The sequence below is a fragment of the Amycolatopsis orientalis genome, from assembly GCF_000943515.2.
Lineage (GTDB): Bacteria > Actinomycetota > Actinomycetes > Mycobacteriales > Pseudonocardiaceae > Amycolatopsis > Amycolatopsis orientalis.
In genome coordinates this window covers 1,533,473-1,550,203 of the sequence record NZ_CP016174.1, presented here as the reverse complement: position 1 = coordinate 1,550,203, position 16,731 = coordinate 1,533,473, and the positions used below count along the sequence as shown (strand labels likewise).

Genomic DNA, 16,731 nt, shown 5'->3' with positions numbered 1-16,731 from the left:
TAGCTTCACTTCCCGAAACAGAAAGTAGAGCTATCCATCTGAGAGAACTCTCAAGAACCGGGGAACGGCTCGATCTCGGGGGTGATCCCGCCCGCCGCGGCGAGCGCACGATGCAGGGCGAGTTCCGCCGTCGGCCCCTCGGCCAGCACGATCCCGGTGCAGGACCGCTGATCCGCGAGGTGCCGGATCTCGTCACCGGGACTCGCCGTCGGGTACCACTCCGGCGCGCCGGGCAGGCCGGGCAGCCGATCGAGCCCGGACCAGCCCTTGAGCACACCTTCCATCGCGGGATACGCCAGGACGAACCCGATCCCGGGTCCGCCGCCGATTTCCTGGGTGAGCAGTGCGGGTTCTTCGCCGAGTGCCAGGGAGATCATCGCCGAATAGACGTTGGTGCCCAGCGACCGGCACAGCGCCTCGCCGAGCATCGCCCCGCCGATCCGGATGTTGATCTCGACGACCTCCGGCCCGTCGGCGGTCAGGACGAATTCGGTATGCGCGAAGCCCTGCTCGTGCCCGGCGGCCTTGAGCACCTGGCCGATCCATTCGGCCAGCTGGGCGTGCTCGGTGTGCGGGAAGGCCACCGGGAACGCGGCGGCCTCCTCGCGCCGCACGGGTTCCGGCGACAACTGACGGGACAGTATCCCGAGCAGCCTGGTCCTTCCTTGCCAGGTAAGGGTTTCGGCGCTGTAGAGCGGACCGGCGAAATAGGGTTCGGCGATCAGATGCCCCTTGAGCTGCGTTTCCTTCGCCGCCAGCCTGACTCGTTCGAGTTCGGCGGCGTCGCGGACCAGCCATACCCCGCGTGACGACGTACCCGAGGAATCCTTGACCACCAAAGGGAAGCCGAGTTCTTCCGCGACCATCACGGGCGCCGGTCGGCCGCGGGTGAGCCCGTGTTCGTACAGCAACTCGCGCACCGCGCCCTTGTCCCGCAGTACGCGGACGGCCGCCACGTCGGGACCGGGCAGGCCGAATCGGGCGGTGAGTTCGGCGCCCGGCAGGGCCCAGGTGTCGGTGGAGTTGATGATCCCCGCGAGATCCGGGATGGCGCGCAACGCGGCTTCGCAGGCCGTGAGATCGGTGGTGTCGATGTCGACGACCTCGACCCTGTCCGGGCCGAGCATCCCGAGTTCGTAGCGGTAGATGTCACGGTTTCCGGTGAACAGCACCAGCTTCCGCCCGGCCTCCGCCGCCGCGTCGGCCAGCCTGCCCAGGCCGAAGGTGAGCGCTTCCAGCAGCACGATGGTCATGACGCTCGTTCCTTCCGGTACAACGGTTGTGCGGGTTTCCCGAAGCGGCGCCGCCGCCAGTCCATCGCCGCCCACGGCAGGGCGAGGTCGTCCAGTGAGGCGATCTCACGCGGCGCGAGCCCCGCCGGATCGAGCGCCTCGCGATGCCGGGCGAAGACCCTTGCCGTGTAACGATGTCCGGTGTCGGCACCGATCACGACGTGGGTCCGATCCGGGTTACGGGCGGCCTCCCAGCCCGCGACGAGATACGCGGCACCGGTGGAAAGCCCGGCGAACACGGCGTGCTCGCGCATCAGGCCGACGGTCGCGGCCATCGCGTGCACGAAGTCCAGCCAGTGGATCCGGTCGTACAGCTCGTGGTCGACGTTGTCGAACGGGATGGCCGAGCCGATCCCCGCGATGATCGCGTCCGGATCGGTGAACCGCTCACTGCCGAACGTGACGCTGCCGAACGGCTGGACCCCGATCAGGCGGACGTCCGGATCGCGTTCGCGCAAGCACCGGGCGATCCCGCCGGTCGAGGCGCCGGTGCCCACGCTGCCGACGACGGTCAGCGGCCCGGACGGCAAGGCGCGGGCGACGAGACCGGCGACCTCGCCGTAGCCCAGGTAGTGCACGGGATCGTGGTACTGGCGCATCCAGTGCATGTCCGGATGGCGCTCCAGCAGTTCGTGCACGCGGGCGACCCGGCGCCGCTGATCGAGGCGGAGGTCCTCCGACGGCGGCATCTGGTCCACCGTCGCGCCCAGGATCTCCAGCTGCGAACGCATCGTGAGGTCGACGGTGGTGGACGCGACGATGTGGCACCGCAGGCCGTAACGGTGACATGCCATCGCCAGCGCGAGCGCGTAGATCCCGCTGGAGCTGTCGATCAGCGTCTGTCCTTTTCGGACCACACCGTCGGCGAGCAGCGACCGGACCGCGCCGAGCGCCGCGTAGACCTTGAGGGTTTCGAACCGGAGCAGCACGATGTTCGGCGCGATGCGGATCAGCGCCGGTGTCTTGATCGCGTCGGTGACGTGGTCGTGGATCAGCCCGGTCATTGCGATCACCGGCCGATCGAACGCAGGTACGCGGCCAGCGATTCGGCGCCAGCCGCGTTGCGCGGCCCACTCACGAGATCGCCGTAGGAGATGACGTGGAACCGGTTGTCGCGTACGGCGGGCGTGTTCTTCAGCTGTGGCGCCGATTTGATGAACGCGATCTTGTCCTGGGCGGGCTGGTCGGCGTAGTCGACCACGACGATCACCTCGGGCTCCGCCTTCACCACCGCTTCCCAGCCGACACTGCCCCAGCCGTCCTGGAGCTCACGGAAGACGTTCGTCCCGCCCGCGGCGTCGATGATGTCGTTGGGAGCGGCGTGTTTCCCGGAGGTGAAGGGCTGATCGGTGCCGGAGTCGTAGACGAACACCTTGGCGGGCGGGGTCTTCGGCGCTCCGGCACGGACCTTGTCGAAGCGCCCCTTCAGTTCCGCGACCAGTTCGTCGGCCCGCTGGCGGACGCCGAAAATGTCACCGAGGTTGCGCAGATCGGTGTAGAGCGCCTCCAACGGCGTCACCTCGGCCTTCGCCGCCGGGTATTCCCAGCAGGTCTCGGTATGCAGATAGCTGCGGATGCCGACCTGGTCGAGCAGCTTCGGGGTGATCCCGCGTTCCTCGCTGAACCCGGAGTTCCATCCCGCGATCACCCAGTCCGCCTTGGCGTTGACCAGGATCTCGCGGGTGACCCGCGAGGTGCCGAGCCGTTCGACCCGCCCGTAGTCCTCCTTCCACGGCGAACCGGCGATCGACGGGTCGCCGAGTGAGTTCATGACGTACCCGCGCATCCGGCCGGCGAGCCCGAGCGCGAACATCTTCTCGGCGCCGGAGACGTCGTAGGCCACCGGACGTTGCGGCGCGGGGAAAGTGACCTGTGCGCCACAGTTGGTCACCGTGGCCTGCGCCGGCGCGGTGGGCCCGGCTTCGACCTGGGCACCGCAGGCGCTCAGGAGCAGTGCCGCGGTGAGGAGCGCGGTCACCCTGGACGGCTTCATCGTGAGATCCCCTCGGTTTCTTCGGTCGAAAGGTCGTAGAGCAGCTGAAGTGCGCCGGTCGCGGGATGGGTCACCGGCGTGACCTGGACGCCGAACACCGCGCGGACCGTTTCGGGCGTGAGGACTTCGGCCGGGGTGCCGCAGGCGGCGAGGGATCCACCGCGCAGCAACGCGATCCGGTGACAGACGGCGGCGGCGAGGTTCAGGTCGTGCAGCGCGACGAGCACGGTGAGCCCGCAGTCGCGCAGGAACTTCAGCAGTTCGACCTGATGGCGGACGTCGAGATGGTTGGTCGGCTCGTCGAGGATCAGCACCTCCGGCTCCCCGACCAGCGCCCGCGCCACCAGCACCCGCTGGCGCTCGCCGCCCGAAAGCGTCAGCACGCTGCGCTGGGCGAGGTGGGTGATGTCCATGCGGCGCAACGCTTCCCGGCACAGCGCGCGTTCGCGGGCCGAGAGCCGGAGGTTACCGCGCTGATGCGGCGACCGGCCGAGCGCGACGACCTCCTCGACGGTGAAATCCAGATCCGCGCGGCTGTCCTGGGTGAGCGCGGCGATCCGGCGGGCGGTGTCGCGCAGGCCCTGCTCCGCGATGTCGGCGCCGTCGAGCAGGACGACGCCGCTGGACGGCGTCAGCGCCCGGTAGACACAACGCAGCGCTGTCGACTTGCCGCTGCCGTTGGGCCCGAGGAGGCCGACGACCTCACCCGCGCCGACGTCCAGGTTGAGCGCGCGGATCAACGTCGAACCCGCGACTTCGACCGACAGTTCGCGCAGGGACAACATCAGCGGCCCCCGAACGCGTAACCGCGGCGCCGCATCACCACGAGGAACACCGGGACGCCGATCAGCGCGGTGATCACGCCGAGCGGCAACTCCTCCGGCGCGACGAGGGTGCGGGCGAGCAGGTCGACCCAGACCAGGAAGACCGCGCCCACCAGCGGGGCGAGCGCGAGTACGCGACGGTGCCCCGAACCGGCGACCATCCGCACCACATGCGGCAGGACCAGCCCCACGAACCCGATCGATCCGCTCACCGCCACCAGCAACCCGGTGACGATCGCGGTGAGCAGGAAGAGCCAGCGGCGCAGCGCCGCCGCGTCGATGCCCAGGCTGATCGCGGTCTCGTCGCCCATGGACAGGACGTCGAGCGCGGTGCCGTAGCGCAGGAGGACCACGATCGCGACGACCACCCCGAGCGCGGCCAGCGGCAGGGACGCCCAGGTCGCCGCCCCGAGGCTGCCGAGCAGCCAGAACAGCACAGTCTGCGCGGCCTGGCCGTTCGGTGAGAGGTAGACGAGCACGCTCATCACGGCCTGGAAGGCGTAGGTGAGCGCGACGCCGGTGAGCACGAGACGCAGCGGCGTCAGGCCGAATTTGCTGCGGGCGGCGAGGTACACCAGCGCCGTCGCGCCCAGTGCCCCGAGGAACGCGGCCGTGGACAGCGCCAGCACCCCGAGCCCGGCGAACAGGCCGAACACCACGACCGCGGCCGCGCCGACCGAGGCACCCGAGGAGATCCCGAGCACGAACGGATCGGCGAGGGCGTTGCGCACCAGGGCCTGCACCGCGACCCCCACCACCGCGAGCCCGGCGCCGACCACGGCCGCGAGCAGGACGCGCGGGGTGCGGACCTGCCAGACGATCGAGTACCCGGTGACGTCGTCGGCGGTGATGGTGCCTCCGGTGATCGCCTTTCCCAGGTAGCGCAGGACATCCGGGAGGGCGACGGTGGTCGGGCCGAGCGCGATGCCCGCGACCAGCGAAAGCACGAGTGCCGCCGACAGCAGGATCACCGGACCGGTGAGCCGGAGCGATCGGACGGTCTCGTCGTCGGGCTCCGCGAAGAGGCGGAGCGGCTCAGCCCGCACGGACGCCACGCACGATCAGGCGGCGCGCGCTGTCGTCGTACGGCGAGCCGTCGAAGTCACCGAAGCACTCGACGTCCGTGAAGCCCACCGCCTCGAACAGCGCCTTCAGTTCCGCGGCGCTGTACAGGAAGGACAGAATCGACGCCTGCTTCACTTCGCCGTCCCGGACCAGGGTCCAGTCGGTCTTGAGGCGGGTCCAGTCGTCGAGAATCGTGTCGCGCATGAACACCGTCCCGCCGTCGATGTCGACCGCTTGGGGGCGGCCCACCCAACCGGCCAGCACCTCCTTGCCGAGCACGTCGACCAGCAGCGAGCCGCCCGGCGCGAGACTGGTGAAGGCGTTGCGCAGCACCGTCCGGTTGTCGCCGGGCTCGGTGAAGTAGCCGAACGACGTGTACATGTTGATGATCAGGTCGTACGCGCCGGGCTCGACGTACTCGAGCATGTCGGCCTGTACGAGCTTGACGCTGACTTCGGCCGCTTCACACGCTTCGCGCGCGCGTTCGAGCATGGCCGGGCTGAGGTCGACGCCGGTCACCTCGGCGCCCTTCTTCGCCAGCGGCAGGACATGGGTCGCCGGGCCGCACGCGAGATCGAGCACCCTCGCGCCCTCGGCGACCTTGAGCAGCGGCGACGTGGCCGTCAGGCGCTCGGCCTCTTCGGCCCGGCTGGGCGGGAACATCACGTCCGCGAAGCCGACCCACAGGTCGTCGTCCTCGTACCAGTGCATCTCTCTCCGCTCGCCGGGCCACAGGATCCAGCCCCACAAGTCGTCGGAAGGTCGTCCTCGGTTCCCGGGGTGGCGACCTTTCTCGTGGAGTGATCACGTTCGCCACGCTGCGTGCCGGGCGGCAGTGGTCTGGACCGCCGACGTTCCGCTTCGCAGCGTAGCCGTGCCGTTCCCCGCGAATCACTCTTCAGTATTAAGTTCGTCGTTTTATTGTTGCTTAAAATTACGAACATGTGTTCGAATTTCTTTGGTATTATGGAGTCGTGTCCGAGACGATCCTTCCCGAGTTGCCGCAGGAGTTGTGGCGCGCCGGCAAGCTGGAGCTTGCCCATGGCGTGCAACAGTTCCTGCAGGTGATCAGGGTCGCCACCGCTGGGCTGGGGCAGTATCTGGCGGAGATCGAGTCTCGGGGCGCGAAAGACCTGTACGGGTACGGATCGACGATCAAATGGTTCGCCGATGTGGCGGGGCTTTCCTTCGGTGAAGCGCGGCCTGTGGTGAATCGCGCGATCGCGCTGAATCCCACACGAGGGTTGGATGGGACCGAGCTTCCGCCCTCCGCGCCCGCTACCGCTGCTGCGGCTGCGGAGGGGGCGGTCGGGGACGAGCGGATCCAGCAGATTCTGGACTTCCTGGCGAGCTTGCCGCTCGATACGTCGGCAGAGGACCGGGAGAGCGCGGAGAAGACTCTGGCCGAGCTGGCCCGGCACGCGGGTCCCCGGCAGCTGGCGGAAGCCGAGGAGAACATACTCGGCTGGCTCGACCCCGATGGTGCTGAGCCGAAGGAGCCTGAGCCGAAGCAGCCGCGTCGCGAGTTGACGTTGGAGCGCCGCAAGGACGGGTTCTGGAAACTGAACGGCCTCCTCGACGACGAAGCCGGTGCCCGCACCGCCGCCGCCCTGGAGGCCCACGCCGCGCCGCGCCCAGTGGACGAGTTCGGACAGGCCGATCTGCGGACGAAGTCCGAACGTCTGGGTGATGCGTGGGTGGACCTGGTCGACCTGGCGATCGCCTGCCCCGACCGACCGGGGACCTCCGGCTACCGGACCCTGGTGCATGTGACCGTCGGCCTCGACGAACTCAAGTCCGGCCTCGGCACCGCCTGCGTGGACTACGTCGGAACAATGACCGCCCGCGAGGCCCGCATGGCGGCCTGCGACTGTCTGATGCTGCCGGTCGTTCTCAACGCGGCTGGTGAGCCGCTGGATGTCGGGCGCCTGAGACGGTTCGTCACCCCCGGTCAACGCCGAGCCCTCAACATCCGGGACGGGGGCTGTGCGTTCCCGGGCTGTCATCGGCCGCCGAAGAACTGCCACGCCCACCACATTCACCACTGGGCAGACGGCGGACCGACCGATCTCCGGAACCTGACCCTGCTGTGCGGGTTCCACCACCGGCTGATCCACCACGGCGACTGGGAAGTCCGCATGGCAGCCGATGGGCTACCCGAGTTCATTCCACCCCAGTATCTGGACCCGCTACGACGAACCCGGCGCAACACCCTCCACCGCGCCGTTGCTTAACCCCGCACCACCGAGGAGCCCGCGCCAGCCACACCGGCGACGGGCCCCTCGCCATGCCCACACCCCCTCGGCCAAGCCCTGAGCGCATTTAGCCGACTAAACGCGCTCCCCGACCGCACCGGACCGGGTGGATCGTGAGTGCTAAGCGCCGTTCTAGTGAGGGGTAAGTCAAAGGTGGCGTGACCGAGTCCTGTAGCGCGTGAATGCCTCCTTCACTACCTGGCCGCGGTTAGTCGACTAAATGCATGGAGGGCGAAGGGTCAGAGGGTTCCTTCCTCTGATTCGCCGGGCACCAAGGCGGCCAGTTCTCGCGCGACTCCCTCCACCGTCGGCTCGGCGAACAGCGACCGCAGCGGCAGGACGACGTCGTAGCGCTGCCGCACCGTCTCCAGCATCCGGGTCGCGCGCAGGCTGTCGCCACCGAGTGTGAAGAAGTTCTGCCGCCGCCCGACGGTCTCCAGCCCCAGCAGTTCCCTCCACAGCCCGGCCACCGCCGGTTCCCATTCCCCCTGCGGCTCCTCCATGACCTCGACGGGCGCGGGCGCGGCCAGTGCGGCGACCGCGGCGCGGTCGAGTTTCCCGTTGGTGCTCAGCGGGATCCGGTCCACCGGGACGAGGCGTTCCGGCACCATATGCGACGGCAACCTGGTGGCGGCGTCGGCGAGGACACTGTCCACTTCGGACGTTCCGGTGACGGCAGCGACCAGCCGCCGGTCCGCGCCCGTGCCGTGGACCGCGGCGACGGCCTGCGTGACGCCGGGCGCTTCGAGCAGCGCCGCCTCGATCTCGCCCAGTTCGATCCGATGGCCGCGGATCTTCACCTGCTGATCCCGCCTGCCCAGGAACTCCAGGGTGCCGTCGGGCCAGTAGCGGCCGAGGTCGCCGGTCCGGTACCAGCGCGTGCCGTCGACCTCGACGAACCGGTCGGCGGTCAGGTCCGGGGCGCCGCGATAGCCCCGCGCGACACCTGCGCCGCCGATCCACAGCTCGCCGGGCACCCAGTCCGGGCAGTCGCGTCCCAGGTCGTCGACCACCCGGAAAGCCTGGTTGCGCAACGGTTTCCCGTACGGAATGGACCGCCATGGCGGGTCCACCTCGGTCACTTCGGTGAAGTTCGACCAGATCGACGCCTCGGTCGCCCCGCCGAGCGCGACGAACCGGAGGTCGCCTGCCCGGCCGGGCAGGTCGAGGCCGACCCAGTCACCGGAGACGAGCACGAGCCGCAGCGACGGGACCGACGGCGCGACGACCAGCAGCATGTCCAGCAGCGCGGGCACGGTGTTCCAGATCGTCACCCCGTGCCCGGTCACCAGTTCGTGCCAGCGCCGCGCGTCGCGACGGTCGTCCTCGTCGATCGTGACGATCGAGCCGCCCACGGAGAGCAGGCCGAAGACGTCGTACACCGACAGGTCGAAGTCCAGCGCCGACACGGCGAGCACCCGGTCGTCCCCGCCCACGTCGAAGCGCGCGTTGAGGTCGTCGATGGTGTTCAACGCCGACCGATGGGTGATCTCGACGCCCTTCGGCTCGCCGGTCGAGCCCGACGTGAAGATCACGTACGCCGACTCGTCGGGATCGGGCATCGCCGCGGCGGGCAACGGCGGGAACGACGCCGCGGCGGCCGGGACGACGGCGACGGCCGTGCCCGCCCGGGACGTGTCGTCGGTGATCGCCAGCCGGACCTCCGCCAGTTTCAGGATGCGGTTACGCCTGGCGGGCGGCTGGTCGACGCCGATCGGCACATACGCGCATCCTGCCGCGAGCACCCCGAGCACGGCGACGACCTGCTCCGGGCCCTTCGGCAGCACGACCGCGATCCGGTCGCCGGGTCGTGCCCCCTGAGCGAGCAGCGCGGACGCCGTCCGCAGGGCCCGTTCGGCGAGTTCGCCGTAGGTCAGGCTTCCCACCAGCGCGACACGGCCGGGATCCGAGGCGGCCAGCCGGAAGAAGTCCGCGTGCAGGGCGCGCTCCGGCAGCGGGCCTTCGGTGGCGTTGACCGCTGCCCGCACCGACGCCTGGGCGGCGGGCAGCAGATCGGCCACCGGCGCACGCCAGTCCTCGGTCACCAGGAGGTCGATCAGCTTCAGGTACGCCTCGAACATCACGTCGAGCAGCCCCGGCGGGAACAGTTCGTCGACGGCGTCCCAGTTGATCGCGATCCCGCCGTCGGCCTCGGTGACCTGGTGGTCGAGCCACACCTGCGGGGTCTGCGAGACACCCCAGACCTGGTCGGCGAACAGCCCGCCGGACGACCGGTCCGCGCCCACGCCCAGCGCGCTCGTGAACACCACCGGCATGACGACCTCGGGGTCGCCTGTGGCCCGGGCGAGCTCCCGGCGCAGGTGCACGGCCGAAACGTCGCGGTGGTCCAGCGCCGCCCACAGTTCCTCCTGCACTCGGCGGGCGCGATCCAGCCAGCCGTCGCCGGGTTCGGGCCGGTAGCCGACGAGCAGCAACGAGGTGAAGTCGCCCATCACCCGGCCGATATCCGGATGCACCTCGCGGCGGTCGAACAAGGTGAGGTTCAGCGTGAGGTCGGCACGGGCGCTCCACCGGCCGACCACCTCGGAGAACGCGCTCAGCAGCACCGCCGACGGCGTCACGCCGTGCTCCCGCGCCTGGTCCGTGATCTTCGTCCACCGGCCGGCCTCGATGACGGCGGCGCGACGGCTGAAGCGCGGCACGCCGACCTCGGCCGGTTCCTTGGCCAGCGGCAATTGCGGGGCGGGCGGCAGTGTCGGCAGCTGCTCGCTCCAATAGCGCTCCGCCGCCGGGGAAGGAGGCGGGGTGGAGAGGACGTAGTCACGGAACGACAGGTCGACAGGCGGCAGCTCGGCGTCTGGATCCTCGTACAGGGCCGCGAGTTCGGCGTAGAAGGTGAGGATGCTCAGCGCGTCGAGCACCAGGTTGTCCATGCCGATCGCGAGCCTGGTCCGGTTGCCATGCCGTACTCCGCGAACCGTGAAGAGCGGCCAGGAGGACGGGTCGAAAACCTGATGGGACAAGGCCTCCCTCAGCGCTTCGGGCGTCTCGTCGGTCACTTCCACCCGCAGCGGGGGTACTTCCGGCAGAATCCGCTGATCACCACGTTCGTCGAAGACCGCACGGAGCATTTCGTGCCGCCGGATCAGCTTTCCGAGCGCGTCCTCCAGCCGCGGCACGTCGAGATCGTCGACGTCGTACTCGCGATAGAAATGACAGCCGATGCCGCCGAGGGTGAACCCGCTGTCCCGGCCGAGCCAATAGGCGCGCTGGACCGGTGTCGGCGGGAACGGCTCGTGCCGGTTCTCCGGATCGGCGACCAGGACACCTCTGTCCACAATGGATCTGTCGATTCCGAGTGAGGCCGCGAAGTCCCTGAGCACCGGGGCGGCGAACAACGCGCTCAGCGAGACCCCGGTCAAGCCGTCGGAACGGAGCCTGCCGATCAGCCGGGTGGCCAGGAGCGAATCCCCGCCCAACGCGAAGAAGTCGTGCTCGCGACCGATCCCGGGGACCCGCAGGATCTCGGCCCAGGCGGCGGCGACCAGGCGTTCGGTCTCCCCTTCCGGTGCGGTGACCGGACGCTCGTCGCGATGTTCGGCCAGCCTCCGCCGCAGTGCGGCCCGGTCGATCTTCCCGTTGGCGGTCAAGGGGAACGCGTCGAGTGCGACGACGACGTCCGGCAGCATCGGCGCGGGCAGGCGCTGGGCGAGGAAGTCCGTGAGCCCTTCCGGCGAACCGACCATCGCGACGGCCAGCCTGCCGTCCTCGGTCACCACTGCGACGGCTTGGGACACCTCGGGATGCGCGGCCACCGCGGCTTCGATCTCCCCCAGTTCGATCCGGTGGCCGCGAAGCTTGACCTGATGATCGGCCCGGCCGAGGAAGTCCAGCGTCCCGTCCGGCAGGTACCGGGCCAGGTCGCCCGTGCGATACCAGCGCGTGCCGTCGACCTCGACGAAGCGATCCGCCGTGCGGTCCGGATCGCCCCGGTAGCCGAGCGCGACACCGGCGCCGCCGATCCACAGCTCGCCGGGGACCCAGTCCGGCCGGTCCCGGCCGAGGCCGTCCACCACTCGGCAGACGACGTTGTCCAGCGGTGTCCCGTACGGTACGCAAGTCCACTGTGGATCGACGACTCCGACTTCGAGGACTGTCGAGTGGATCGCGGTCTCCGTCGTCCCGCCGAGACCGGCGAACCGGCAGCCGGGCGCGCGGGCGGCGAGCCTGCCGGGGAGATCCGTGGTCACCCGGTCGCCGCCGAGCAGCACCACCCGCAGCGGCAGCCCTGGCAGCTCTTCGGTCACCAGCATCAGCATGTCCAACAGCGCGGGGACGCAGTTGAGCACCGTCGCGTGATGCCGCCGCGCCAGCTTCGCCCAGACGGTCGCGTCACGGCGACCTGTGTCGCGCGGGCAGATCACCGCGCCACCCGTCGAAAGCGGGCCGAAGATGTCGTACACGGAGAGGTCGAATTCCAGCGCGGACAACGCCAGCGTCCGATCCCCTGCGCCGATTTCGAAGCGGGCGTTGAGGTCGTCGATCGTGTTCACCGCGGCCCCGTGGGAGATCTCGACTCCCTTCGGCTCTCCCGTCGACCCGGAGGTGTAGATGACGTACGCGAGTTCCGTGCCGAACTCGGGTCTCGCCAAGGGATCCCCGGACGACGGGAGCGAGTCGAGTACGAACCGGACGCCCGCCGACGAGAGGATGCGTTCGCGGCGCGCGGGCGGCTGATCCACCCCGACCGGTACATACGCGCAGCCCGCGGCGAGGACCCCGAGTACCGCCACGACCTGCTCCGGTCCCTTGGGCAAGGACACCGCCACGAGGTCACCGGCGTCGACTCCGCATGAACGCAGATACCCCGCGACCTCCAGCGCCCGCGCGGAAAGTTCGCCATAGCTCATGACGCCGTCGGTCTCCCACAACAACGCGGGAGCGCCGGGATTCGCCTCGGCGAGTGAGAAGAACGGTTCGTGCAGCGTGTGCGCGGGCCGGTCGACCGTGGTGTCGTTGGCGATCGCGCGCACCTCGGCCTGGGACGACGGCAGCAACGGCGGTACCGGCTTCGACCAGGCCTCGGAACCGGCGAGCAGCCGATCGAGCAAGCGGCCGTAGGCGGCGAACATCGCCTGCGGCACCCCGGGGACGAACGCGTCCTCGCGGACGTCCCAGTTCACCAGCAGGCCGCCGTCGAGTTCGGTGACCTGCGCGTCCAGCCACACCTGCGGGCCTTGCGAAATGATCCAGACGGCGTCGCCGAAACACTCGCGGACCTCGCGGGAGAACAACTCGCCCAGCCCGAGCGCGCTCGTGTACACCACCGGCGCGAGTACCTGTTCCCCGTGCGAACGCGAGAGATCGCGCAGCACCTCGACGCCGGAGTACCCGGTGTAGGCGACGTCGGTGTGGAACCGGTCCTGCAACCTCCGCGCGCGTTCGGCGAAGGTGCCCGGCACGCTCCCGTCCCATTCCAGCAGGACCGACGAGGTGAAGTCACCGACGAGGGCATCGACGTCCTCGTGCAGTGGATCGCGGTCGAACAACGGCAGGTTGAGCAGGAACCGGGGTTCGGCGCTCCACGCGGTCAGCGTCTCGGCGAAGACCGCGGCCAGTGCCATGGCGGTGGTCAGGCCGTGACGCCGGGCGCCGTGTTCCAGCGTCCGGACCTCGTCCGCGGTGAGCTTCCGGTGCAGCCGGGTCACCCGGGCGGTGGCACCGGGCTGCCCGGCGACCGGGAGCTGCGGCGCCCCGGGCATGGTCGGCAGCCTGTCCCGCCAGTGCTCCGCACCCGCACCGGCACGGCGGCGTTCGGCCAGGTAACGCGGATAGCTGTAGTCCAGCGGCGGCAACGGTTCACCCCGGTAGGCGCGGGCGAGATCGGCCAGCAGGACCCGCAGGCTCAGCGCGTCGGCCGCGATCATGTCGAGGTTGACGTGCGTCCGGGTGCGGCCGTCCGGCAGCAATGACAATTGGACGTCGAACACTTCGCCCGCGCCGATGTCCATCCGGCGATGGGACAGCCGATCACGCAGCTCGTCCAGCACAGAGAGGTCGGTGACGTCGCGGAAGTCGTGGACCCGCAGACCCGGCCAGCCACCCGGTTCGGCGATGCGCTGGGTGCCGTCGTCGTTGATCACCACCCGCAGCATCCCGTGTCGCGCGAGTACCGCGCGCACCGCCGGTTCCAGCCTGCCCGGTTCGACGCCGGTGCCGTCGAACTCGTGGTAGAAGTGCGCCGCGACCCCGCCGAGCCGCTGTCCCGGTTCCCGGCCGACCCAGTAGGCGTGCTGCATGAGCGCCAGCGGGAAGGTTCCCGATTCGTCCACAGTGGACTCGCACACCGGCTCGGGTTCCGGGGCGCCGTCGGCGAGGAGCTTTTCCCAGGCCGAGAGGGTCGGCGTGGTCACCAGATCGGCGAACTTGACCTTCGCCCCGGCCTTCCGCCAGCCACCGGCCAGCCGCATCATCGTGATCGAGTCCATCCCCAGCTCGATCAGGTTGTCGTCGGCGCCGATCTCGTCCAGTTCGAGCAGTTCGGCGACCTGCCCGCGCAAATCTTCGACAGACACGGAAAAGTCCTTTCTCACCAGGTGACGGGCATGCTCAGGGGGCCGCGGAAGAAGGTCGCGGTCTTCCACTCGATCTCGCCGGCCTGCCGGAGTCCCGGCAACCGGGTCACCAGTGCCCGCACCGCTTCCTGCAGCTCGACACGGCCGAGCGGCGCGCCGACGCAGTGGTGGATCCCGTACCCGAAGGCCAGATGCCCTTGGGCGTTCCGGCTCAGGTCGAGCACTTCCCCCTGCTCGAAGCGCGCGGCGTCACGGTTGGCCGAGCCGATCGACACCAGCACCGGCTCTCCCTGGCGTACCAACGTTTCCCCGACCTGAACGTCTTCGGACGGGTAGTGCGCGAACATGGCGCTCGACGCCAGCGGGACGAACCTGAGCAGTTCCTCCACCGCGTCCGGGACCAGCTCCGGTTCGGCACGCAACCGGGCGAGCTGATCCGGATTCCGCAGCAGTACATGGAGGAAGTTCGGGATCTGCGACGCCGTCGCCTCGTACCCGGCGACGAGCAAGGCGATGCACAACAACATCAGGTCCTTTTCGGACAGTTCGTCGTCGGCGTCACACGCCTCCACCAGCGCCGAGATCAGGTCTTCGGCCGGTTCCTCCCGGCGCTTCACGATCAGCTGTGTGAAGTAGCCTGCCAGCTCACCGAGTTTGCGCTGCACCTCCTCAGGCGGGAGATCGGTGGCGAGCAGGGCGTCGTTCCACAGCCGGAACCGTTCGTGATCCCGTGCCGGCACCCCGAGCAGTTCGCAGATCACCGAAATCGGGATGGGCAGGGAGAAGTCCTTGACCAGATCCGCGGGTGCGCCGACGTCCTCCATCAGGTCGATCAACTCGTTCGCCAGCCGCCGGACGTGCGGCCGCAGCCGTTCGACCCGCTGCGGGGTGAAGGTCTTCACCGCCAGCCCGCGGATCCTCGTAAGTTCCGGCGGGTCCATGGTCACGATCCCGCCGGGGATCCGCGACAGCGCACGCGGCGCGTCCCGCCGGTGCGCCTCCGCGCGGCTGAAGCGACGGTCGGCGAGGACCTGCTTGGCCTCTTCGTACCGCGTCACCAGCCAGGCGGGTTCACCGAACGGCAGCCGCACCCTGGTCAGGCCCGGACGCTCGCGGGCTTCGGCATAGCCGTCCGCGAGTTCGAGCCCGGTGAAGGAATTGAAGGGATAGTCGAACGCCGTCATGAGCGGACCTCCTGTCCGAGTGCGCCGCGATCGACTTTGCCGAGGCCGGTGCGGGGGAAGGACTCCACGACGCGGAGCTTGTCGGGGATCTTGAACGCGGCCACGCCGAGACCGGTCAGATGCGCTACGAGATCGCGCCTGGTCGGCGGTGTGCCCTTGGGGATCACGAAGGCGCAGGTGCGCTCGCCCATCACCTCGTCGGGGAAGCCGACGATCGCGACGTCGTGCACGCCGGGATGGGTCAGCAGCAGGTTCTCGACCTCTTCGACCGGGACCTTGTCGCCACCGCGGTTGATCACGTCCTTGTCGCGTCCTTCGACGACCAGTTCCCCGCCGGGAAGCCGCCGGACGAGATCGCCGGAGCGATAGAAACCGTCCTCGGTGAACGCCTTCTTGTTGTGCTCGGCGGCCCGGTAGTAGCCGCGGATCGTGTACGGGCCCCGGACCAGCAGCTCCCCGACCTCGCCGTCGGCGACGGGTTTCCCGGCCCGGTCGACCACGCGGACCTCGTCGTCCGGGCTGAGCGGACGCCCCTGCGTGCCGGTGACCAGTTCGTCGGGATCGTCGAGACCGGTGTAATTGAGCAGCCCCTCGGCCATCCCGTACACCTGCTGGAGGGCACAGCCCAGACCAGGCCGGACCCGGCGCGCGGCCTCGTCCTTGAGGCGCGCGCCGCCCGCCTGCACCAGTCGCAGGCTGCTCAGATCGGTGCCGGTCTCCTGGGCCGCGTCCAGCCAGACCAGGACCAGCGGCGGGACGAGCGCGGTGGCGGTGATCCGCTCGCGTTCGATCAGGCCGAACGTCGTCTCCGGATCGGCCGACGTGGTGAGCGTGACCGTGCCGCCCGCCCAAAGCGTGCCGAGCACACCGGGGCAGGCGAAGGCGAAGTTGTGCGCGGCGGGCAGTGCGGCGAGATAGCGGGTCTCGCCGTCGAATCCGGCCGCTTCCGCGCTGGCACGCAGGTTGTAGTGATAGTCGTCGTGGGTGCGCGGGATCAGCTTCGGCAGTCCGGTGGTCCCGCCGGACAGCAGGAGGACCGCGACATCACCGGGTTCCGCTTCCGGAATGTCCACAGTGGTCTCCGCGGCCAGGTCCTGGAACCCCGTGAACTCCTGCGGCTCCCCGACGATGACCACGTGCTCGACCCCGGTCAGCTTCCGGGCGAGCGGGCGGTGATCGAAGCCGCCGTGGACGTCCGGCGCGACATAGGCGACGGCCTCGGCGAGTGCGGCCAGGTGGATGATCTCGTTTTCCCGGTGCGGTGGCAGGGCGAGCACGGGGACGGCCCCGACCCGGAACAGACCGAAGACCAGCGCCACGAACTCGGCGAGATTCGGCAGGTGGACCAGGACCCGGTCACCCCGGCCGATCCCCCTGACGTGGAGTCCGGCGGCGACTTGACCAGCCCAGTCGGCCAATTGTCGATAAGTCCACTTACGATCGCCGTCGACGAGCGCGACGCGGTCCGGCCACTTCGCGGCGCCGTCGGTGAGGATCGAGCCGAGCGTGCGCCCCTGCCAGTACCCCTTGGCGCGGTAGCGATCGGCGAACTCGGGCGGCCAGCCGGTGAAACCTTCCATGG

Annotated in this window: 10 protein-coding genes; 1 reads left to right on the top strand and 9 read right to left on the bottom strand. The window is 69.5% G+C overall.

The window, feature by feature from the left end; all coding sequences use genetic code 11:
* Positions 1 to 50 precede the first annotated feature (50 nt).
* From SD37_RS07400 to SD37_RS07375, 6 genes are read right to left on the bottom strand one after another with little or no spacing between them, the layout of a single operon-like run.
* Positions 51 to 1,253: an ATP-grasp domain-containing protein gene (locus SD37_RS07400; RefSeq protein WP_044852419.1), complete on the bottom strand. Its 1,203-nt coding sequence runs from the start codon at positions 1,251 to 1,253 to the stop codon at positions 51 to 53.
* Complete coding sequence (locus SD37_RS07395; protein WP_044852418.1) at positions 1,250 to 2,305, bottom strand: cysteine synthase family protein; 1,056 nt, start codon at positions 2,303 to 2,305, stop codon at positions 1,250 to 1,252. Before SD37_RS07395 ends, SD37_RS07400 begins: the two co-directional genes overlap by 4 nt.
* Complete coding sequence (locus tag SD37_RS07390; RefSeq protein WP_044852417.1) at positions 2,302 to 3,285, bottom strand: ABC transporter substrate-binding protein; 984 nt, start codon at positions 3,283 to 3,285, stop codon at positions 2,302 to 2,304. Before SD37_RS07390 ends, SD37_RS07395 begins: the two co-directional genes overlap by 4 nt.
* Entirely contained in the window at positions 3,282 to 4,070 is a 789-nt protein-coding gene (locus tag SD37_RS07385) for an ABC transporter ATP-binding protein (protein WP_083254893.1), read from the bottom strand. Before SD37_RS07385 ends, SD37_RS07390 begins: the two co-directional genes overlap by 4 nt.
* Complete coding sequence (locus tag SD37_RS07380) at positions 4,070 to 5,155, bottom strand: FecCD family ABC transporter permease (RefSeq protein ID WP_418189804.1); 1,086 nt, start codon at positions 5,153 to 5,155, stop codon at positions 4,070 to 4,072. Before SD37_RS07380 ends, SD37_RS07385 begins: the two co-directional genes overlap by 1 nt.
* A complete protein-coding gene (locus SD37_RS07375; protein WP_044852414.1) occupies positions 5,145 to 5,885 on the bottom strand; it encodes a class I SAM-dependent methyltransferase in 741 nt (246 codons plus the stop codon). Before SD37_RS07375 ends, SD37_RS07380 begins: the two co-directional genes overlap by 11 nt.
* Before the next feature lie 263 nt (positions 5,886 to 6,148).
* Here SD37_RS07375 and SD37_RS07370 point away from each other — a divergent pair, with 263 nt between their 5' ends.
* A complete protein-coding gene (locus tag SD37_RS07370; RefSeq protein ID WP_044852413.1) occupies positions 6,149 to 7,408 on the top strand; it encodes an HNH endonuclease signature motif containing protein in 1,260 nt (419 codons plus the stop codon).
* A 260-nt stretch (positions 7,409 to 7,668) separates the two neighbouring features.
* On the opposite strand, the gene SD37_RS07365 is transcribed toward SD37_RS07370, so the two are convergent.
* From SD37_RS07365 to SD37_RS07355, 3 genes are read right to left on the bottom strand one after another with little or no spacing between them, the layout of a single operon-like run.
* Complete coding sequence (locus SD37_RS07365) at positions 7,669 to 13,965, bottom strand: non-ribosomal peptide synthetase (RefSeq protein WP_201788871.1); 6,297 nt, start codon at positions 13,963 to 13,965, stop codon at positions 7,669 to 7,671.
* A gap of 14 nt (positions 13,966 to 13,979) precedes the next feature.
* Entirely contained in the window at positions 13,980 to 15,149 is a 1,170-nt protein-coding gene (locus SD37_RS07360; protein WP_044852411.1) for a cytochrome P450, read from the bottom strand.
* Positions 15,146 to 16,729: a (2,3-dihydroxybenzoyl)adenylate synthase gene (locus SD37_RS07355; RefSeq protein ID WP_044852410.1), complete on the bottom strand. Its 1,584-nt coding sequence runs from the start codon at positions 16,727 to 16,729 to the stop codon at positions 15,146 to 15,148. The genes SD37_RS07360 and SD37_RS07355 overlap by 4 nt, the downstream gene beginning before the upstream one ends.
* Positions 16,730 to 16,731: the final 2 nt, after the last annotated feature.

Excerpts from the sequence above, each read along its gene's own strand:
- SD37_RS07400 (WP_044852419.1), bottom strand. The coding sequence starts at position 1,253 with ATGACCATCGTGCTGCTGGAAGCGCTCACCTTCGGCCTGGGCAGGCTG.
- SD37_RS07390 (WP_044852417.1), bottom strand. The coding sequence starts at position 3,285 with ATGAAGCCGTCCAGGGTGACCGCGCTCCTCACCGCGGCACTGCTCCTG.
- SD37_RS07385 (WP_083254893.1), bottom strand. The coding sequence starts at position 4,070 with ATGTTGTCCCTGCGCGAACTGTCGGTCGAAGTCGCGGGTTCGACGTTG.
- SD37_RS07375 (WP_044852414.1), bottom strand. The coding sequence starts at position 5,885 with ATGCACTGGTACGAGGACGACGACCTGTGGGTCGGCTTCGCGGACGTG.
- SD37_RS07360 (WP_044852411.1), bottom strand. The coding sequence starts at position 15,149 with ATGACGGCGTTCGACTATCCCTTCAATTCCTTCACCGGGCTCGAACTC.
- SD37_RS07355 (WP_044852410.1), bottom strand. The coding sequence starts at position 16,729 with ATGGAAGGTTTCACCGGCTGGCCGCCCGAGTTCGCCGATCGCTACCGC.